Source organism: Anaerolineae bacterium (genome assembly GCA_016931895.1).
GTDB lineage: Bacteria > Chloroflexota > Anaerolineae > 4572-78 > J111 > JAFGNV01.
The window spans coordinates 1-20,966 of record JAFGDY010000175.1 but is presented as its reverse complement, the minus strand read 5'-3'; the positions used below and the strand labels follow the sequence as shown (position 1 = coordinate 20,966).

The window sequence follows — 20,966 nt, the reverse complement described above, 5'->3', positions numbered from 1 at the left end:
TTGGAAAGATAGAAAAAGTTACTCTACTTTGTTAATTATGACAACTATTAAGCAGAACAGTTGTGCAATGTGACAATGTCAAGCTAATGTTGTACGTTATTCAACCCTTTTGAACTCATTTATGCGGGTATCTGTAGATAACCTTATTTTACGGACAAAGCGGGAACCACGCGAAGGGCTTGCCAGGCCGAGGCGCTGGTTTTGGATAACTCCTAAGGGTACAACACCGTGGACAACCTCTTTTTTCTTACTTGTTCGGGAATTTGGGCGCCAGTTTGGTAATCCTGGCAAAAGCCTTCCAATATGCTCCCGGTACATCTGTACCGCCGTCTACCGCCGAAACAGTTCTACTTTGCCCGCCGCTATCAACCGTAATTTCATAACTAAAGCAATCTCGACAGGCAGTATGTTTGGTGCTGTCCAAATCAAAGAAACCCAGCTCTTCGATTTCGGTCAGCAAGGTTGAAACATCTTCGGGTGTCGCCGTATCTTCAATCGTTGAGCTGCCATTTTCGGCCACCATACGCCCATCGGAATAAACAACCCATACTTCCTTAATACAATTTCCCACATTCGTACGCTCAACAATAACAACAGCGCCGCCTTCCCTAGCTTCTTGGACAACACTATCTTGTTTGACAGTTGGAGCACAGGTAGGTTGCGCAGTGGGCGTCTCCGGACCACCACATGCCGTCAACCACAATGCAATTAGAATAAACAAAATGAATAAAGTGTATCGTTTCATTTATCTGCCTCCTTTATACCTTTTTAAATGTTTTTTCAGGATTTTGCCACAACAATACACCGAGAGATCATTATCTCTGGAAAGTTTTAATCCTAACTCTTCTAAAACCTTAGTTTTATGCCAGTATAAACTTAATTTTTATCCAAGTCAAAAATGGACGTTTTCTATGTCTAAACAGACGAGTATTATTCTGTTTCAGAATCAAATTAACTTTTTGCTTGCTTAAGCCATAGAAAATATAATGACTAAAGTAAGAAATGTAATAATGAAGTGCAGTATTCCGCCTCAAATCAAAACAAGAGCCATCCGGTTCTGTCATAGGAGAAAACCATGACTGATGAAAGTAAACCTATTTATCGACTTGTTATAATCGCTATTGTGGTGGCTGCGGTGTTGTTTTTAGTGTTCTTTATGGGGATGTTGTTATTCGGGTGGGGACTTCCCGATTCCCAGGCTGTTCTGGCCGGTACCCCCGTGCCTGTACCACCAGTTCCTATCTCTCTAGATAATGCGGAGAAGGTGGTTGAAATAGCGCGCGCTGAAGACATAGAAAATGCCCGGGAATTAGCCTGGTCACCCGACGGCAAGCTATTGGCAGCAGCCTCTCCCAAAGGGATATATCTATATGAAACCGAGAAACTGACCCAGGTAGACTTTTTCCCCAGCGAGTCCCGGGTAGCGAGCGTGACTTTCTCACCCGACGGTAAGTTGCTGGCTTCGGGTAATTGGGACAATACCGCCAAGCTGTGGAGCGTTGACACCGGTGAAGAACTACGCGAATTCAAAGAACATACCAAGTATGTAAACAGCGTGGCTTTCTCGCCTGATGGCCAGCAATTGGTTTCGGGTAGTTGGGACAACACCGTAAAGATATGGGATGTTGACAGCGGCGAAGAGCTAATTACATTGAGCGGGCATGAAAATTACGTGGAGAGTGTGGCCTTTTCACCCAACGGCAAGCTGGTGGCTTCGGCCAGCGATGACTGGACCACAAAGGGATGGGACGTAACCAGCGGCAAAGAACTGTTTAGTGTAACAGGGCCGCCAAAGTATATGATGAGCGTGGCCTTCTCGCCTGATAGCAAACTGTTGGCCGCAGGCAACGATGACAAAACCGTACAATTCGTAGACACCACCACCGGGAAAGAGTTAAGAAAATGGAGAGCGCATACGGATGGGGTGGTCGGCATAGACTTTTCACCCGACGGCAAACTGCTAGTCAGTGGCAGTTGGGACCAAACCTTGAAACTATGGGACGTTGACAGCGGGCAAGAGTTGAACAGATTGAAGGGGCATGAGGACAAAGTGGAAGGAGTGTCCTTTTCGCCTGACGGCAAATTGGTGGCTTCATGTGGCGAAGATGGCACCATCCGCCTGTGGGGGGTATCTCCCTGGTAACTCAAAGACGTCTGCCATAAGACAACATCCGTGCACTTTGTCACTCCTGATGTGTTACTTTACCTATGTTCACATTGGCGACCCGCCCGTTATCGGTGAAGATGGCATCCTCTACGGTTTTTATGAGACTCCGGATATTGTTTCCGTACCCGTAGCCCCGGCCGGCGATAAGGCGGAATCACCACCCGCTTTATTCTATTCTCGCAAAATGGTCAGGGACTCAGTCAAATTAAAACCTCGCTTCCGAAGTTCTGCTACATACATTGGCCCTGGCACGGCCACTTCCACGGGATTGACCCCCCGCGGTGTTACGCCCTGAACATTCAAGATGGCTTTGAGTGACCCATCCCAGCCGGTGGTGCGTTCCATGGCCGTGAAACCGGTCTCTTCATCAAAGGTGTCAACCAGGTCAAGCTGAACCTGGGCCTTTTGACCATCTTTCCAACCAATGGCCTGAATACGGATAATGACCAGGTCGGGTTCCCCCGGCCTGGCCCGAATTTTGGGGTCCATCAAGGCATGAAATACATCCCGCGGCGAAACTTGCCCCCCCTTAACCTCTATTGGCTCCGTTTCCAACAAACCGGCCCGCATATAAGCCTGCCATTCCTTAAAATGGCCCGGCCAGCGCAGGGTCTTGTTCCAAAGCGTTTTTAATTTACCCTCAAACGTCCAGGGCATGGTTGAGGTGCCGCCCCCGGCCACAAAGGCTTCCATCTGGCCAATGGGCGCGGGAAATTCAACCAATTCATAATCTTCATCCAAAAAAGTGGGCACCTGCTCAATTTTACCGTTGCGGATAAAATGGGCCACCCCATAATATTCGTTGGTCAAACCGGCAATATTAAAGGTGAGGATATAATTAAAGGGAGGTTGGGGGTGGAGGGGGTTGCCGCCATCCCACATTTTTACTTCTTCGGCCTCATCGAGCAGAGACATAGCGTACACCATCAGGCTGGTGCCCATCCCCGGCACCTGGCCGCAATCAGGGATAACGGCAATGCCGGCGGCCCGGGCCTGGGGGCTGAGTTTCAGTTGTTCTCGCACCAGGTCGGTATTGCCGCCCAGGTCGGTCATGCAGGCTTTGGCCTCAATGGCCGCTTCGGTGATGGCCGGATTGAGCCAATAAGGGACAGCGGAAAGAAAAGAGTCAACCTTCTCCAGAAAATTCCGCAGCTCGGCCCGATTGGCGACATCCAATTGATGCGCTTCTGCAATTTCCCGGCCAATTAATTGGTTAACCCGCCCGGCCGCCTGCCTGGCGGCATCCAAACTCTGATCGGCAATAAGCACCCGGCCGGCGTCGCCAAACCGGGCCATATCATAAGCGGCGGCGGTGCCTTGCCGCCCGCCGCCTAGAACTGCATAAGTAAAACTCATCCCATATTTCTCCTTGATTGTATGAATTTTAGTTCACTCGCCGCCGGTCAATTCAACCAATCTATCCAGGGCGGCTTTTAAATTTTCCAACTCCCGGCCATAAGTGGCCCAATCGCTGTTGCGCAGGGCTGCTTCAGCAGCCTCATAATGAGCGGAAGCAGTGCGGGCCAATTCAGCTACGTCGTCGCTGAGAGGGGGGGCAGATTCAACCGGCGACTCTTCAACCGTGGTGGGGGTTTCAACTTTAACAACTGCGGCCGGTTCGGCCTCAAACAGAGCCAGCAGAGACTCGGCCAGGGTTTCGCGCATCACAATCTGGTCGCCGGAGGCCAGGATAACGCGCTTCAGCTCGGGAATCTGGCCCTGTTCGGCGCGGAGATACAGCGGCTCCACGTACAATAACGAATTGCCCACCGGCAGCACCAACAGATTCCCCCGGATAACCTCAGAGCCGCCCTGGTCCCACAGGGTAATTTGGGCGGAAATTTCGGGATTCTGGTCAATGCGGCCTTCAATTTGCAGCGGGCCAAAAATCAACTCCTGCTTGGGAAAACGATAAATCACCAATTCGCCGTAATGCTCGCCATCACTGCGGGCGGCCATCCAGGCAATAAGATTGTCTTTGTTATTGGGCGTAAAGGGCTGCATCAACACAAATTCGCTGTTGTCGTGGCCGGGGGAACGGATGATCACGTAATAAGGTTCCACGGGCTGGGTGTTACCGGCAAAGATTTCCAGGGGCACCTGCCACACGTCTTCTTTATTGTAAAAAACATTTACGTCTTCCATGTGATAAATACGGTACATCCCGGCCTGGATGTTGAACAGGTCTTCCGGGTAGCGCAAATGCGCCCTCACCCACTCCGGCATTTCCTGCATAGAGGTGAAGAGTTGGGGGAAGATGACGGCGTAGGTTTTCACCAGCGGGTCGGCCTCGTCAACCACATAAAACGTGAGCGAGCCATCGTAAGCGTCAATCACTACCTTCACCGAGTTACGAATGTAATTAATTTGATTAAAAGGCTCTGAGTAAGGAAAACGGTCGGAAACAGTATAAGCATCTTGAATCCAATACAGGTTTCCATCTGGCCCAATTACCAGGTAGGGATCATGATCATATTCCAGAAAAGGCGCAATCCGCTCCACCCGATCCCGAATGTTGCGATACAATAACACCCGGCTCTCAGGGGTAAATTCCTGGCTGAGCAGCATATTGGTATCGGCCAGGCGTAGGGCAAAAAGCAAGCGTTTGAGCGAACTGTCCATCACCACCCCGCCCGCGCCTTGATAATTGGCGTAAACGTTCTGTTCGCCGCTGGGGTAGTTGAACTCGCGCTCGGTGGTTTTAACAAAAACGTAATCGTCGGGAGCCTCGCCGTAATAAATTTCGGGGCGGTCAACGGTTATATCAACGCTGGATACCGGCGGCAGGTCTTTGATCCACAACTGCGGCAAACCCTCACCCGTAACCTGATCAATGGGATTCATGACCACGCCATAGCCGTGGGTGAACTGCAATTTTTGGGTAACCCAGGTGGGCGATTGCAGTTGGTTTTTATCCAACTCCCGCGCGGCCAGGGCCACCTGCCGCAATTCGCCATTGATCACGTAGCGGTCCAGGTCTATATCTAAAAAGCTATAGTATAACCGGATAGCCTGAATTTGCTGGTAAGTTTGCAACAAAGGCCGGTAATCCCACAGGCGGATATTGCGCAGCGTGGCTTCGTTCTCGGTCAAAGCGGCCTGGGTCAGCGGCTCTACGGTAGGGAAATCCTGCTCCCGCACTTTATCCAGGCCATAAGCCAGGCTGGTAAAAGCGATGTTGTTTTCAATATAGGGCGTTTCGCGGGCCAGCTCATTTGGCTCCACCACGTAACGCTGGACAATGCCCGGAACAAAACCGGTGGCAATAATACCCGCAACAATCCACAAAAAGATCGCCAGCAAACTCAAAGCAACGCGGCGCAGCAGCGTATTGAGCAGTAAAAGCAGGCTGGCGGTCACCGCCACGGCCACCATTACCCACAGGGCCGGCATTGTCACATTGATGTCGGTGTAACTGGGCCCAAAGGCCACCCCCCGCGCCGAGTACATCAGGTCAAAAATATCCAGCCAGTGGCCCAGGGCAAAAGTAAGAAAAATAAAGGCCCCTAAAATTGAAAGGTGAAGCTGCACGTGGGGCAATACAACAATCCGGCCTTCGGACAGGTTGTTTTGTTGGGCCAGCACGTAAATAGCCGCCGCCCCAATAAGCGATAGAAAAAGAACCACAATAAGCCAGGTTTGCACAAAATGGTAAAACGGCAGGCTGAACAGGTAAAAACCAACATCCATGTTCAAAATGGGATCGGTTAAGCCAAAAGGCTGCTGCCGCAAAAAACGCAAAAACAGCAGCCAGTTGCCGGAGGCGGCGCTGCCCACCAGCCAGGTTAAAAATAGGGTAGCGCCCCAAATAGCCCACAAAACAAGTTTTTGGGCCACCGCGGTTTCCTCACTAAAAAACAGCACATTGCGCACCGATTGCCAGCGCGCGATCAGGGTGTTGACCAAAAAAACCAGGGCAAAGGGAACGGCGACGGCCAACCCAACCCCCACTTTAGCCCACAAACCGGTGAGAAAAACCGACTGTAAATTTAAATGTTGGAACCACAAAAAATCGGTATAAAGGCCCACTCCAAAACGCATAGCCAGGTAAACAACGGCCAGGAGGATCAATACAATCCAGATTCTTACGCGCATACTTGTACTCATACCTTTCTACTCCAAACTTAAGTTTTTAACTGCTGCTGTAATTGGGCTATTTTAGCCTCCAGGTCTTCAATTTCTAGGGTCACTTCCGGCGGTGTGGAAATGCCCATCCGGGCCGCCCGGAGTTGCAGGGCATGCAGCCGGCGAGTTTCTACCGCAATCAATTCTTGTAACCGTTTAACGGTAGTAGCCTCTGCCTGGCCAGATTTGGCCGGGACGGCCTGCTCCAACCTGTCGGCAAATTCGGCATATTTGCCCGGCGCTTTGTTTTGCACCAGGGCCAATAATTTTTCCATTTGACCCTGAATATCACAATATTCTATCAGGTGGTGGATCACCGTTTCTTTACTCATCCCCTCCGATAGTTTCATGTAGACCGCCCTAAACTCGTCGTAACACAGATAACGTAACTCCTCGGCGGTAAAAGAAACATTCAATAATTCACGGATACTTTTGGTGTTGTAACTTCTGGCATCAGCATTTTGAGATGAAGTTGACATATCGGCGCTCCCAATTTCTCCTTGTTTGCTATACGAATTACAATTATCAGGTTAAGGTTAGTATACCACTTCTCAACCAGTCTGACCACTTCGGGTGCGTCCCAAAATTTTGGTCAAGCCATCTAATTGGGGTATAATCCCCCGTCGAAATTTATCAACTCTTCCGAATTTTTTATGCCTTTCAAGTTATTGACCCACACCAAAAACTGGCTCAAAGCTCAACCCGGAGAGATGGCCCTTATCCTGGCCCTGGGATTGCTGGGGCTGGCTACCGGCTGGTGGGCCAGGATTATTATTTTGGACGACGCCTTGATCACCTACCGCGTGGCCGAAAACCTGGCTTACGGGCGCGGTTTTGTTTACAACGTAGGGGAGCGGGTGCAAGTGACCACCACTCCCCTCTATGCGCTGGTGTTGGCGGTTGGCACGTGGGTATTTGGCGACGCGCCTACCGCTGCATTGGTTTTGAACATCAGCCTGGCTGCGCTAATCCCCATCCTGGCTTATGTTTTGGGGCGGCGACTATCGGGCCGGATTACGGGCCTTGCCGGGGCCGTCCTGCTCGCCTTTTCTCCGCTGCTGGTCATGGCCTTTAGCATGGAGAGCTACCTCTACGTCACCCTTATCCTGGCCTCGATGGTGGCTTATACGGCGGCGCGCCAGCGTTTGGCCGGGATGTTTGTGGGCGCAACTGCCCTGGTGCGGGGCGACGGCGTGCTGCTGGGCGCCGTTCTGCTCACCTACGATTTGCTGGCGCATCGCCGGCTGCGCTGGCGGCTGATCTTACCCGCCGTCACCATCCCCGCTGCCTGGTATCTGTTTGCCGTCTTTTACTACGGCTCGCCTTTTCCGGCCACTCTGGGAGCCAAAGTGGCCCAGGGCGAACTCAACTGGCTGGGGGTGCGTTTTTTGGACGGCCTCTTGGCCTACTGGGATACCTGGATCCGGGTGCAGAGCCACGATGTTTTTTATCTCGCGCCCCTGCTGATGATCATTGGCCTGGTTCCCGTTGTCCGGGCGGAACGGCCCTGGCTGATCATGATTGGCCGCGACGTTTTGTACGTAATTGGTTTCACCGCCCTGGCGGTGCCTACCACCGCCTGGTATTACGCGCCGTTGATGCCGGGGGTGGCCCTGCTGACAGCCCGGGGAATTCAGTTTACGGCTCAAGGCCTGACCAACCTTGGGCTTAAATCAGTAATTTCCGTTATGAGTGGGTGGCCCCCCTCTAACTCCCCCCACCGGGGGAACCGGCCAACTTCCCCCCCGTTGGGGGGGATTGAGGGGGGGCTTTCCGCCAAACGCGGGGGGGCAACAACCGGCCATATTTTTTTGCAGTATGTGCTTGCCGCCGGCCTGGTGACCCTGCTCTTGACCGGCCTCTACCCGGTCACTGCCGCCATTGTGCAGCAAAGCCCCGACTGGAAAGCCCAAGTTTATCCCGACACCGCCCGTTGGATTGCGGCCAATACCAATGACGCGGCCAACTTGGCCACCATTGATATTGGCCACCTGGGCTACTGGTCAAAAAAACATGTTATTGACATTGTAGGCTTGGCCCAACCCGATGTCGGCCCTCAAATTGCCCGGGGCGATTTTGGCTACGCCATTCGCCATTACCGGCCCGACATGGTTTTGATCGGCCACTCCTGGCTGCCGGAAGTGCAGCGCACAGAATGGTTTCAAACCAACTACGCGCCCCGGCGCTACTTTAAGTTCAAAACCCTGGACGAACCGTTACTCCTTTTTAGCCGTCCCCAGGGGGTCAAGGTGCAGCCCGACTCAATTCCGGCCACAGCCATTCAGCCGCTTGAGGTGGACTTCAACCGGCAAATCATCTTGACCGGCTATCACCTCAAACAACCTCTCTCGCCCGGCAGCCCCATGAACCTGACCCTTTTCTGGCAGGCCGCCGCGCCCATAGCGGTTGATTTTACCGTGTTTGTGCAATTGCTTGACCCGAATAACCGTATTGTGGCTCAAAAAGACAACAAACCCCAGGATGGTTTTTACGGCACCCTCTACTGGCAACCCGGCGAAGTAGTGATTGACCTGCACTCCGTGCTCATTCCCCCCGATATTCCGCCCGGCCAATACAACCTCCTGCTCGGCTTCTACGAAACCGAAACAGGTTTGCGCCTGCAAATTCTGGATGAAACCGGCGCCTTCAAAAGCGACCACGTGCGGCTAACGGGCATCAAAGTGCAGTCGCCCTAAAATCCTTTGCCAAAATAACATGGGGGACATACGGCTACTACCCCCGGTGGCGGCTACCCCCGGTAGCGGCTACCCCCGGTAGCGGCTACCCCCGGTAGCGGCTACCCCCGGTAGCATAGCACCGGCTTGCGGGCGGCGTTAACCTCGTCCAGCCGGGTGACCGGGGTATGGTGGGGGGCGGTGTGCAGCAGGTCGGGGTTTTCCCTGGCCTCCTCCGCAATCTTGACCAAAGCGTCAACAAAGGCATCCAGAGTTTCTTTGCTTTCGGTTTCGGTTGGCTCAATCATCAAAGCCTCGTGCACAATGAGCGGAAAATAAACCGTGGGCGGGTGGAAGCCATAGTCAATCAGGCGTTTGGCAATGTCCATGGTATGCACCCCCTCGGCAATGTTGCCGGCGGCCACAAATTCGTGCATGCAGGGGCGGTTGTATTTAACGGGATAAAGTTTTTCCAGCCTGGCCTTGAGGTAGTTGGCATTGAGCACAGCGTTAAAAGTGACCTCCCGCAAGCCGGCCTCGCCCATCATCATAATGTAGGTTAAGGCGCGGATGAGCATGCCAAAGTTGCCGTGGAAGGCTTTCAAGCGGCCAATGGATTTGGGGGGCATCACAAATTGATAAGCCTCCCCCTCCCGGCCAACAATGGGGCCGGGCAGGAAAGCAAGCAGTTTTTGGTTGACGCCAACCGGGCCGGAGCCAGGCCCGCCGCCGCCGTGCGGGGTGGTGAAAGTTTTGTGCAAATTAAAGTGCATCACGTCAAAGCCCAGGCCGCCGGGCCGGGCCACGCCCATCAGGGCGTTCAGGTTGGCCCCATCGCCATAAACCAGGCCGCCGCAGGCGTGAATGGTGTCAATAACCTCGCTGATTTGTTCCTCAAACAGGCCCAGGGTGTTGGGATTGGTCAGCATCAGGCCAACCACGGTGTGATCGCACACTGCCTTGAGCGCCTCAAGGTCAACATTGCCGCGCTCATCAGAAGGAATCTCCACCGCCTGAAACCCGCTCATGGCTACCGAGGCCGGGTTGGTGCCGTGCGCGCTGTCGGGGATGAGCATTTTGGTGCGCCCGGTATCGCCGCGAGCCAGATGGTAGGCCCGCATCATCAGCACCCCGGCAAACTCGCCATGCGCCCCGGCCGCCGGCTGCAAACTGATCCCGGCAAAGCCGGAAATTTCTTTGAGCGCCTCTTGCAGCCGGTACATCAACTCCAAATTGCCTTGCACCATCGTTTCCGGCTGAAAGGGATGGGTGCGGGCAAAACCCGCCATCGCCGCGGCGGCTTCATTCACCTTGGGGTTGTATTTCATGGTGCACGAGCCAAGCGGATAAAAATGAGAATCAATGCTGAAATTCTTTTGGGAAAGCCGGAGGTAATGGCGCACTAACTCCAACTCGCTGATCTCGGGCAGGTTGACTTCATCCCGGATCAATGCCGGGGGCAAAGGGGTTTCGGGCACGTCCAACTCTGGTAAGGAAAAAGCGGTCCGGCCCGGCGAACTCATTTCAAAGAGCAAAGGTTCAGGCGCTTGCCACATCAGGTTACCTCCTTTTTAGTAGACAAGAGACTGGCGGTCATCAGGCCGCCTCGCTTAAGGCCGTTACCAGGCGATCAATTTGAGCTTTGCTGTTCATTTCGGTAACGCAAACCAACAGGTCGTGAGGCCGGTCCGGGAATCTGCGGCTCAAAACATAGCCGGGCAGAATTTTTTGTTGGTTGAGTTGTTGGGCAATTTTCAGGGCCGGTTTGGGGCAGCGCACCACAAACTCTTTAAAAAAGGGACGCTGGTTGATAACGGCGTAGCCGTTCAATTTGTCAATTTCGGCGGCGGTATAGTGGGCTTTGTGGTAGCACAATTCGGCCACCCGGCGTAGTCCCTGCTTGCCCATAGCGGCCAGATAAATGGCCGCGCCCAGGGCCACTAAACCTTGATTGGTGCAGATATTGCTGGTGGCCTTTTCCCGGCGAATGTGCTGCTCGCGGGTAGACAGGGTGAGCACATAACCGCGCCGGCCGTTTGTGTCGGTGGTTTGGCCCACCACCCGGCCCGGCATTTTGCGGATCAATTTTTGAGTGGTGGCAAAGATGCCCAGGTAGGGGCCGCCAAAGTTCAGGTTGTTGCCCAAACTTTGCCCCTCGCCGGTCACAATGTCGGCGCCGTAGTGACTGGGGGGCTTGAAAAGGCCCAGGCTGATGGGATCAATGTGCATGATAAACAGCGCGCCGGCGGCATGCACGGCCTCGGCCAGACGGTCAACGGCTTCCAATTCTCCAAAAAAGTTGGGAGATTGCACAATGAGGCAAGCGGTCTTCTCATCTAACATTTCTTTTAAGGCGTCTAAATCGTGAGCGGGGTTCTCATCGCCGGTAACGGTGAAGGGCGTGCCCTGCAAGTAAGTGCGCATAACTTCCCGGTACTGGGGATGAACATTGGGCGACACCAATATTTTGGGGCGATTTCCCCTGGCCGCGTTAACGCTCATAATGGCCGCCTCGGCCAGCGCGGTGGCCCCATCGTAATGGGAAGCGTTAACCACGGCCATGCCGGTCAATTCGGCCAGCATGCTCTGGTATTCAAAAATGGCTTGCAGCGTGCCCTGGCTGGCCTCCGGCTGGTAGGGGGTATAAGCGGTGTAAAATTCGCTGCGCATTTGGAGCTGCGGCACAACGCTGGGCACAAAATGATTATAGGCCCCGGCCCCCAAAAACCAGAGGTAATGGTGGGCGTCAACATTGGCCTCGGCCATCCGGGCCAATTCGGCCAGCGCCTCCATTTCCGAGAGCGGGCGCGGCAGGTTCAGCCGGGGAAAACGCGCCGCTTCCGGCACAACGTTAAACAACGTTTCCACCGCCTCGACCCCAATCGCTTCCAACATGGCCTGTTGGTCGGCGGTGGTGTTGGCTACGTAGGTCATGGGCAATCCTTTCGTGTTTGAGCCGGCGAGTTGGTTTGGCCAATCACCCATTTATGGATTCGCCGATTCGTTTTTTGGCCGGCCCCTACTCCTCGGCCTGGGCCACCTGTTCGTATTCATCGCCGGAGAGCAAATCGTCCCATTGTTTGGGGTCTGATGGTTGTAATTTTATCATCCAGCCTTCGCCAAAGGGATCGCTGTTAACCAACTCCGGCTCGTCCTCCAGCGTCACATTGGTTTCTACGATTTCGCCGCTCATGGGGATATACAGATCGCTGGCGGCTTTAACGGACTCTACTACGCCAAAAATTTCACCTTTTTCCAGCACCGCTCCCACTTCCGGCAATTCCACAAAAACTACGTCACTCAAACTTTCCTGGGCAAAATCGGTGATGCCCACCACAATCAGGTCGCCTTCCCGGCGCGCCCATTCGTGAGTATCCTGGTATTTTGCTTTTGCATCGAGTTTCATGAGGAATTTTCCTTTCTGTTTCTAAATAAATAGAGCCATTATTACAATATCGTCATACCGCCCCTCAATTTTGCGGGCTTTCTTTTTTACTTGCGATAGGCAGGCACGTACAAAGGCCGTTTAATCACCACTGCCGCTTTAGGCTTGTGGCGAATCAAAATTTGAAGGTCGGTCCCTATTCCGGCATAGTTGGAACGGACAAAGGCATTGCCGCAGTATTTGTCAACCGTAGGCGCATACAGGCCGGTTACCACCACGCCAATTTCCTCACCGCCCGCTGCCGATAAAACAGGATAATCCTGGCGCGGCACGCCTTTGTCGGTTAATGCAAAACTGACCAGCTTTTTAGCCACGCCGTTTTCTTTTTGTTTGAGCAGCGCTTCCCGGCCGATGAAATCGTTTTGAAACCGGCAAGCCCACTCCAGGCTGGCCTCGAGGGGCGTGATGTCGGGGCCAATTTCGTGGCCGTAAAGGGCAAAGCCCGGCTCAAATCTAAGGCTATCGCGGGCCGCCAGGCCAATAGGCCCAACCTCGATACCGGCGGTCCGGCCGGTATTAAGAATGGCCGTCCATATTTGCCGGGCGTGTTCAGCCGGAAAGAATATCTCCACGCCGTCTTCGCCGGTGTAGCCGGTGCGGCCAATAACGGCCGGCACGCCGTCAACCTTATCCTCAATGGCCGTAAACCGGGGCGCGGCGGCCAACTGAGCCGGGGTGAGTTTTTGCAGCAGGCTGATGGCTTTTGGCCCTTGCAGAGCCAGCATATAAGTTTCCGCCGACACATCTTTGACCGCAACCTGATACCCCCCGGCATGCTCTTGCAGCCACCGGTAATCCTTGTTCAGATTGCCGGCATTGACCACCATTAACCAACGGCCCGGCAATTTGTAAATAAAAACATCGTCCACAATCCCGCCGTGGTCGTAACACAGCAGGGCGTAGTGGGCCTCGTTGGGGCGCATCAGGCCAATATCCCAGGTAACAAGTCTGTTCAGATAAACTTCAGCGTCGGGGCCGGTGATGGTGACCTGCCCCATGTGGTCAATGTCAAATACGCCCGCCGAGCGACGGACCAGGTGGTGTTCGGCAAGGGGGCCGGGGGGGTATTGCACCGGCATTTCCCAACCGGCAAAGGGCACCATGCGGGCATGGTGGTCAACGTGCCACCGGTAAAGGTTTGTTCTCTTTAATTCCTGGCTCATTTTCACTCCGTTTGGCTGCAAAATCACCTCAAAATGAGAACGGGCACTACAAACGTGTGCCCGTAAACCTCTGTCCTGAACCTGAGAGATTGACCCCTGTATTCTGCTAGAATAAGCGAGACGGCAAATTGGAACATGACCTCTGTCACATCCTTTCTGTCGGTCTACCGGGGGTTGCCCCGTCGGTGCAGTCAACAATTTAGACTGTCTCTCCAGAGGCGCTGTTTGTGCAACGACCCGTTTGCCTGAGAGTTTCGGCCAGAAGCTTGGCTTGTTTCGTGGTCTTGCCCCTTCGGCGGCCTGTTTTGATTTCAAATTACCTCTCTGAAATCAACAGACGCTCTCTCGTTACACATTAGCCAGCCGATATTCAGTTGTTATCTGGAGTAGGGGCAGTGTAGCACATGGGGCGCGCTTTGTCAATCTGGCTTAAGCCGGTATTTTGGCCGCAATTTTATTGACCATCTCGGCAATATCTGAAGGCAAAAAGGGTTTTGACAACCACGGCAGGCCGGATTTATCCAGAAAAACACGGGTGTCTATATCCACCACGTTGCCGGTAATAAATATAAAATTATGCGCCAGGTGAGGATATTGGGCCGATACCTTTTGGTAGAGTTCCGGCCCGGGAATATCGGGCATCAGGATATCGCAGATGATCAGGTTGTAGGTTTGGCCGTTCAATTTTTGCAGAGCAATGTTGCCGTTGGGGGCGGTTTCGGCCGTATGTCCGGCCTGGTCCAGGACCCGCTGGAGCAGATTCAGGATGGGCACTTCATCGTCTACCACCAAAATCCGCAGTTTGTCCGGCGTTGTTCCGGCCAAAGCCGGGGCCGGAACCGGGCCGGCCGGTTGCGCCGCCGGTTCAATAACGGGCAGTTCAATGTGGAAAACAGCGCCTCCTGCGGGCGCGTTTTCGGCGTGGATGCGCCCTTTGTGCTCGCTGATAATGCCAAAACAAATCGAAAGCCCCAGGCCGGTACCCTGGCCAACCTCTTTGGTGGTAAAGAAGGGGTCAAAAATCCGGCCAATAATCTCATCCGGGATACCCGGCCCGTTGTCGGCAAAACTCAGATGAAGCATGCCCGCCCGTTCCTTAGACTTAATGATCAGTTGGCGAGGGCCTGCCACCGTATCTAGAGTCTGGATGGCGTTGATAATCAGGTTCACAAACACCTGCTCCAGTTGATGAGGGTCGCCCATAGTGAGGGGCAAATTGGCATCTAAATGGGTAATCACCTCAACGGAATGATTCTCTAACTGGGGCTTCATCAAAGAAAGGCTAACTTTGATTATCTCATTGACCGCAATGGCCACGGCTTCCAGGTCAATTTTGCGGGCAAAGGTCAACAGGTCTCGCACAATCACGCGGGCGCGCTGGGCCTGGCGAAAGATGATTTCCAGGTCCTCTTGATACATGGCCGGCAGATTGCTCTTTTGTAGGAGAGTGGCATAACCGATAATGGACGTGAGCGGATTGTTGAGTTCGTGGGCCACGCCGGCCACCAGCTTGCCGGTAGCCGATAACTTTTCGGTTTGTTGCAGTTGTTGTTCCAATTCTCGGCGCTGGGTGATGTCTCTGGCAATACAGTGAATGCCAACGGGTCTACGCCCCTCCCGCTGGACACGCACGGTCACTTCCAGCAGGACTTCTTGTTTGTTTTTGCCCAGGATGGGCAACTCAAAAGTGGCCGGCGATTCAGGCGACCCCAGCCGTTCTTTGAGCAGCTTATAAAGTTTGGGCAGGTGTTTAGGTTTGACAAATTTATTCAGGGGCGCGCCGATAATTTCATTGGCCTGATAGCCGCTTGTTTTGAGAGTCACTTTATTAACGCTGCCGATTCTAAAGTGACCGTCCAGAGTAAAAATCAAATCATTGGCATTATCAAAAAGGTCACGGTAATTGGCTTCGGCGGCGCGGATTTCTTCAAAGAGGCGGGCATTTTCCAGGGCTACGGCCAATTCGGCCGCAATGGCCACAAACAGACGCAGGTCGTTTTCATCAAAGGCATTCAAGCGAGGACTCTCGGCATTGAGTACGGCCACAACCTGGCCGTTCAGGATTACGGGCACGCAGAGTTCAGACTGGGTATCCGTCATTAATTCGTAATAGTGTTTGGCTTTACGCACATCAGGCAACAAAAGCGGTTTACAATGGCGGATAACCCACCCGGCTGCGCTGCCATCCATCCGAATGTGGACCTCGGAGCCAAGGTCAAAACCGGCCATAGCCGGGTGAGGCGCAATGCAAGCGCCGTCTGCGGTGGGCAGAAAAAAGCCCAGCCGTTCGACGCCCAGGGTGCGATGCAAGGCGGCAATGGTGCCTTTTAATACCTGGTCAAAATCAAGGGAAGAGGCCGCCGCCACCATCACTTCTTGCAGCACTTTTGCTTCGGCCAGGTGGCGGGTGGTTTCGTCATAAAGACGGGCGTGTTCAATAGTTACTGCCGCTTGGGCCGTCATTGTTTCGGCCAGGCGTAATTCGTGATTGGTGAAGGTATCGGTTACCTCCTGGCGACCAATTTCCACCAGGCCAATTGTCTGGCGGCGGTAAATCAGGGGGATGAGCAGCAGCACCTGCACCTCAAGTTCCTGCAGCCAGGCTAAGCCTTCGGCAGAAAGATCGGCGGCGTCCACGGCCAATAACATTGGCGCTTGCACTTCCAACACAGACCGCGCCAACTCAAAACCATCCAGCGAACGGATAACTTTTTCGGGGCGTTTCAACCCTGGCCCGGCGTAACCTTGTCGCGTCCAAAGTTGATTCTCATCTCGTTGCCACCGCGAAATAATACACAAGTCGGCCTTAAGCGCCTCAACAATTTGGCGGCTGACAGCGTCTAGCACTGTATCCAGGGCCAGATCTGAAGTGACAATGGCCATCGCCTCAAAGAGCAGGGCCTGCTCTTCAGAACGTTGGCGGGTTTCTTCCAGAAGACGGGCGTTTTCAATGGCCAGGGCGGCGTGGTCGGCAATGGTACTGAGTATTTTCAGGCCGCTATCGCTCAAATAGTCCGGGCGCATGTTCATCAGCTCGATAACGCCGATGATGTGGCCATCAACTTGCATGGGCACACACATAATGGACTTGGTCTGAAAACCGCTTTGTTTATCAATGCTGCCAAAAAAACGGCCGTCTTTGGTGACATCCGGGATCAGGGCCGGTTTTTGGTGAGAAGCCACCCAGCCAATCACGCCCTGGTTGGCCCGCAGGCTCAATCCACGCACCGCATCCGCCCCTTCGCCCACGGCGGCCCGGATCACAATTTCTTGCCCCGACGCCTCCAACAAGGCCACCGACCCGGCCTCGGCTTCAAAAATCTCGTTGGTTTTGGTGATAACTTGACTAAGAACCTTTTGCATGTCCACGGAACAGACACCTCAATTTTTGATTGTAACAAAGCCCCTAAAATTGCGCAATAAGTAATTATTCCCCCTGTCTCTCTCATCAACTTCGCAATTTTAAAGTTTAGTGCTATGATGAGGGGGAGAAACAAAGTTTGAAATTTGCCGCTGGGTCATTGGCCAGGAGACGCTATGACTTACAATCTTGTCATCAAGAACGGACGTATTATCACCGCCGGCGAAGATTTTAGGGGCGATGTGGCGGTTTCCGGTGAAAAAATTGCCGCCATTGGCCAGAACCTCCAGGGCAGGCAAGAAATTGACGCGCAGGGGTTATACGTTATTCCCGGGGCCATTGACGGGCACGTCCACCTGCAAATGCCCATTGCCAATTGGATTACGGCAGATAATTTTGAACAGGGGACCATTGCCGCGGCCTGCGGCGGGGTAACCAGTATTGTTGATTTTGTTGAGCCGAAAAAAGGTCAAGACCTGGTGGAAGCGCTTGACCGGCGCCGCGAGTTGGCCGACGGGCAGGTAGTGATTGATTACGGGCTGCACATGACCCTGCGCGACTCCGACCCGGCGATCCTGGCCCAGGTTCCCGCCGCCTACGCCGCAGGATGCGCCACCTTCAAACTCTACACAGCCTACCCCGGTCTTTACCTGGCCGACGATGAACTCTACCGCACGCTCCTGGCCGTAGCCGAAACAGGCGGACTGGCCGTAGTGCATGCCGAAAATTATCCCGTGATCACCGAGGTCTGGCAGCGTTTGGCCGCGGCCGGCAAAGTAGCGGCCAAATGGCACCCGCACAGCCGGCCCGCGGTAACCGAGGCCGAAGCCGTAAACCGGGTGCTTTCGATTGCCCACCTGGCCGGAGCGCGGGCTTTGATTTTTCACCTTTCCTGTGGTGAGGCGGCGCGAGAATTGGCCTCCGCCAAAGAGCGAGGCTGGGCCGCATTTGGCGAAACCTGCCCCCAATATTTAACTCTGCCGGATGATATTTACGAACGGGAGAACATGCCCGGCACCTGGTTTATCTGCCAGCCGCCCATTCGGGGGACGGCGCAAGCGGCTCAATTGTGGCAGGCGCTGGGCCAGGGCGTGATTGACCTTATTTCCACCGATCACTGCCCCTTTTCAGCCACCCTCAAAAAACAGGGCGAGGCCAACTTTATGCAGACTCCCGGAGGCGTGTCGGGCATCGAAACCCGGCTGGCCCTGGCCCACACTTTTGGCGTGCTGGCCGGGCACATTGGCCTGAAGCGTTGGGTAGAGGTTTGTTGCACCTCTCCCGCCCACCTGCACCGGATGGTGGGTAAAGGCCACCTGGCCCCCGGTTACGACGCCGACATTGTGCTGTTTGACCCGCGCCAAAAAGTAACCTACAGCGCCGATGTGCTGCACTCTAATATTGAGTATACCCCCTACCAGGGCGTCACAGTTACCGGCGCGCCGGTAACCACCATCAGCCGGGGCGAGATAATTATGGAGCAGGGAAAATTTGTAGGGCGTCAGGGGCGCGGGCGCTTTCTGAAGCGAAAGTTCTGACAACCGGCCAAGCACTACCGCCTATTGGTTCTCTTTTGTGATTCGCCATTTATAGCTAGATACCCCCCACGTCTTGGACCCCTCGGCGGCTATTTCACCCGACTCTTTATAAGTGACCACAAAGTTGTAGGTGCCGGGTTTCATTTCAACCACCTCGGCTTCATGGGCGGCTATTTCCAGCGTTTCATCGTCAATCTCAACGATAACGTCTTCATCCAGTTCATTGAAAATGGCTACCAGCGCGACACCGATCGGCGTGGGCGTGACCGTAGGCGTGGGCGCAGGCGTGGGCGTGGGCGTGATAGTCGGTGTAGGCGTGGGCAGGGGCGCTCGCCCGCTGGGTTTGATTCTGAACACTACTTCCTTTTCGGCTACGGCCAACTCCGAAAGGTCAACCGGCGCATTGCGGAATACATCATCAATACCGCTGTTGACTCCCTGGGCAATATTGTCCCCGATCAGGGGCAGTGGAATTTCATTGATCCCCTGCAAATAAAAGTGGGGTTTTCCATCTTCCAGTTGCAGCGCTACCAGGAGGGCAAACTGGATGTTGCCCCAATCGGCCTTGATGTCAATTTGGTTGGGGGGGCGCATATCCAAAAAAACGTCGTCAAAGTATGCGCCCAACATGGCTTTGGCGCCTTGGTTGATCTCTGCTTCCGTGTAGCGGTTCTCGCTTTCCAAATTCAAATGGTCAAAAGTCCAGGTATAGCTGTTAATGGATTGTCGTAAAAACCAACCCGCGCCATAAGAGCCGCCAACGAGCAAAAGCGCGACCACCGCCACCAGGAGAAAGGCAAACAGGAGAGCCAGCCGCATCAGCCGGCCGCTGGCTCGCCCCAGCCGATTCAGGAAAAGGTTGGGCATCACTAATTTCAAAAATTTCTCCAGCCCATCCTTTTGATTTTTGCCCTGTTTGACCGCCTGGGCAGCGGCTGCGGCCAGGTCGTTCCGGTTGATGAGCAAGAACCAGCGTTCAAAATCGCCGTTATAGAGATAACTTTGCGCCTCCTGACGATTCTTTTCGCACAAAATAACCAGCTCTTTGACCGTTTTGGCCGACTCGCCGCTCTTAAAGGTATAGAGGGCCATGGCCTGCACCCCGGAAATCAAGGCCTCAAGTTCATGCTGAAGCTGCTGGGGAGTCAAACGCTGTTCAGGATCAGGAGCGGTGGCCCGGGGAATGATCTGGTCCAATTGTTTGGGCAAACTCTTGTCAATTTTGCGGGCCGGGGTAAATTGGCCGTGCATCTCTTTTAATTTATGCACGTTAAACTCACCGCCAAACGGTTTCACCGGATGCTGCCCCGTAACCAGGTGATGCAGCGTAGCCCCCAGCGCGTAAACGTCGGAAGCGGGGGTAGCCTCGCCCAACCACTGTTCCAGGGGCGTGTAACCAATACTGCCGGCGGCCTGGGTGGCCATCAGGTCGCCCGTGGTTTCAACCGGCTTGGCCTTGGCCAGACCAAAATCTACCAGCCACACCCGCCCATCATCGCCCAGCAGAATATTGGCCGGTTTGATGTCGCGGTGCATCACCGGCTCGTCGCCCTGGCTGTGCATGTAGTTGAGGGCGCTGCACACGTCAATGGTGTAGCGCACGGCTTCGCGCCAGGGAATTTTACCCTCGCCTTTTTCCAAAACGTCTTTCAGACTTTGGCCTTCGATATATTTCATCACCAGGTAGTTGCTGCCCGCAACAGAGAAGTAATCGTAAATTTCGGGGATATTGGGATGGCCGGGATGGTTGAGTTGAACCAACAGGTTGGCTTCCCGTTCAAAATTGGCCCGGTACAATTCAAGTTCTTTGTGCGACACGCCTTCCGGGGCCAACATTTGTTTGACTACACAGGCTCGCTTTAATTTGATGTCTTCGGCCAGGTAGGCCGCGCCAAAACCACCCCTGCCCAGAATCTTATCCAGCCGGTATCGTTCCTGGAGAATCCGACCGGTTTTGAGATCGGCGATAGCGGTGGCGGTTATTTCGTGGCCCAGTTTTGCCGCCTCACCGGCTGCTCCGGCCGGAGGCATAGCTTTGGTTCGGCCTTCGATCTCGCGGGGATCAGGCATGGCCCTGGTTTGTCCATCGTCTGCCAATCCGGCATTGGGCATGGCCACCGTCTCGCCGTCGTCTTCGGTTTCAGCGGCGGCAGGCGACAGCCTGGTCAACTCATCCTCGGCTATGCCAAGCTCAGAAACAATTTGGGTTGGCCCCTCCTCACCCACTATCGTCACCTCGTCGCCGCCCTGAGCCTGACTGCTCACGACGGTCGCCGCCTCATCCGGTGTTTCGGCCAGGTCGGCGCCACAGTGGGTACAAAATTTGACTTTTTTGGACAGTTCTGCGCCACAGTTTGGACAATAAAATGCCATTGTTCCTCGCCTCACTTTTTTCAAAAATGCAATAGCTAGTTTCTGGTGCAAAAGTGTCGATTGAGTAGAATAGTCGGAGGTGAACCAAAGGAGACCAAAGACTATGCTACGAGATCGTT

General features: G+C 54.1%; 13 protein-coding genes and 1 riboswitch. Of the genes, 3 read left to right on the top strand and 10 right to left on the bottom strand.

Translation table 11 applies throughout. The features are described 5' to 3' along the window. Positions 1–247: 247 nt before the first annotated feature. Entirely contained in the window at positions 248–745 is a 498-nt protein-coding gene (locus tag JW953_13325) for a hypothetical protein (GenBank protein MBN1993676.1), read from the bottom strand. A 330-nt stretch (positions 746–1,075) separates the two neighbouring features. On the opposite strand from JW953_13325, the gene JW953_13320 reads away from it, so the two are divergent. Next, positions 1,076–2,143, top strand: a complete 1,068-nt coding sequence (locus tag JW953_13320; protein ID MBN1993675.1) for a WD40 repeat domain-containing protein — start codon at positions 1,076–1,078, stop codon at positions 2,141–2,143. Between the two features lie 195 nt (positions 2,144–2,338). On the opposite strand, the gene JW953_13315 is transcribed toward JW953_13320, so the two are convergent. From JW953_13315 to JW953_13305, 3 genes are read right to left on the bottom strand one after another with little or no spacing between them, the layout of a single operon-like run. Further along, positions 2,339–3,523 (bottom strand): saccharopine dehydrogenase NADP-binding domain-containing protein, encoded by a 1,185-nt coding sequence (locus tag JW953_13315; GenBank protein MBN1993674.1) that lies wholly within the window; start codon positions 3,521–3,523, stop codon positions 2,339–2,341. Positions 3,524–3,556: 33 nt separating this feature from the next. Further along, positions 3,557–6,262: a UPF0182 family protein gene (locus JW953_13310; GenBank protein MBN1993673.1), complete on the bottom strand. Its 2,706-nt coding sequence runs from the start codon at positions 6,260–6,262 to the stop codon at positions 3,557–3,559. A 29-nt stretch (positions 6,263–6,291) separates the two neighbouring features. Then, the gene (locus JW953_13305) at positions 6,292–6,771 is read right to left on the bottom strand and encodes a hypothetical protein (protein MBN1993672.1); all 480 of its coding nucleotides are present in this window, start codon (positions 6,769–6,771) and stop codon (positions 6,292–6,294) included. 174 nt (positions 6,772–6,945) lie between these two features. On the opposite strand from JW953_13305, the gene JW953_13300 reads away from it, so the two are divergent. Then, a complete protein-coding gene (locus tag JW953_13300) occupies positions 6,946–8,988 on the top strand; it encodes a glycosyltransferase family 39 protein (GenBank protein ID MBN1993671.1) in 2,043 nt (680 codons plus the stop codon). 101 nt (positions 8,989–9,089) lie between these two features. On the opposite strand, the gene gcvPB is transcribed toward JW953_13300, so the two are convergent. The 5 genes from gcvPB to JW953_13275 all read right to left on the bottom strand — a co-directional run bounded on the left by gcvPB (position 9,090) and on the right by JW953_13275 (position 16,938). After that, the gene (gene gcvPB, locus JW953_13295; protein ID MBN1993670.1) at positions 9,090–10,523 is read right to left on the bottom strand and encodes an aminomethyl-transferring glycine dehydrogenase subunit GcvPB; all 1,434 of its coding nucleotides are present in this window, start codon (positions 10,521–10,523) and stop codon (positions 9,090–9,092) included. 40 nt (positions 10,524–10,563) lie between these two features. Next, positions 10,564–11,901: an aminomethyl-transferring glycine dehydrogenase subunit GcvPA gene (gene gcvPA / locus JW953_13290; protein ID MBN1993669.1), complete on the bottom strand. Its 1,338-nt coding sequence runs from the start codon at positions 11,899–11,901 to the stop codon at positions 10,564–10,566. Between the two features lie 85 nt (positions 11,902–11,986). After that, a complete protein-coding gene (gene gcvH, locus JW953_13285) occupies positions 11,987–12,373 on the bottom strand; it encodes a glycine cleavage system protein GcvH (protein ID MBN1993668.1) in 387 nt (128 codons plus the stop codon). Positions 12,374–12,459: 86 nt separating this feature from the next. Next, the gene (gcvT, locus tag JW953_13280) at positions 12,460–13,575 is read right to left on the bottom strand and encodes a glycine cleavage system aminomethyltransferase GcvT (protein MBN1993667.1); all 1,116 of its coding nucleotides are present in this window, start codon (positions 13,573–13,575) and stop codon (positions 12,460–12,462) included. Positions 13,576–13,798: 223 nt separating this feature from the next. Then, positions 13,799–13,933, bottom strand: a riboswitch (glycine riboswitch). 71 nt (positions 13,934–14,004) lie between these two features. Then, on the bottom strand, positions 14,005–16,938 hold the full coding sequence (locus tag JW953_13275; GenBank protein ID MBN1993666.1) for a GAF domain-containing protein: 2,934 nt from the start codon (positions 16,936–16,938) through the stop codon (positions 14,005–14,007). 174 nt (positions 16,939–17,112) lie between these two features. On the opposite strand from JW953_13275, the gene hydA reads away from it, so the two are divergent. Further along, positions 17,113–18,474 carry a dihydropyrimidinase gene (hydA, locus tag JW953_13270; GenBank protein ID MBN1993665.1) on the top strand — a complete coding sequence of 454 codons (1,362 nt, stop codon included), beginning with the start codon at positions 17,113–17,115 and terminating at the stop codon, positions 18,472–18,474. A gap of 21 nt (positions 18,475–18,495) precedes the next feature. On the opposite strand, the gene JW953_13265 is transcribed toward hydA, so the two are convergent. After that, positions 18,496–20,847 carry a protein kinase gene (locus tag JW953_13265; protein ID MBN1993664.1) on the bottom strand — a complete coding sequence of 784 codons (2,352 nt, stop codon included), beginning with the start codon at positions 20,845–20,847 and terminating at the stop codon, positions 18,496–18,498. Positions 20,848–20,966: the final 119 nt, after the last annotated feature.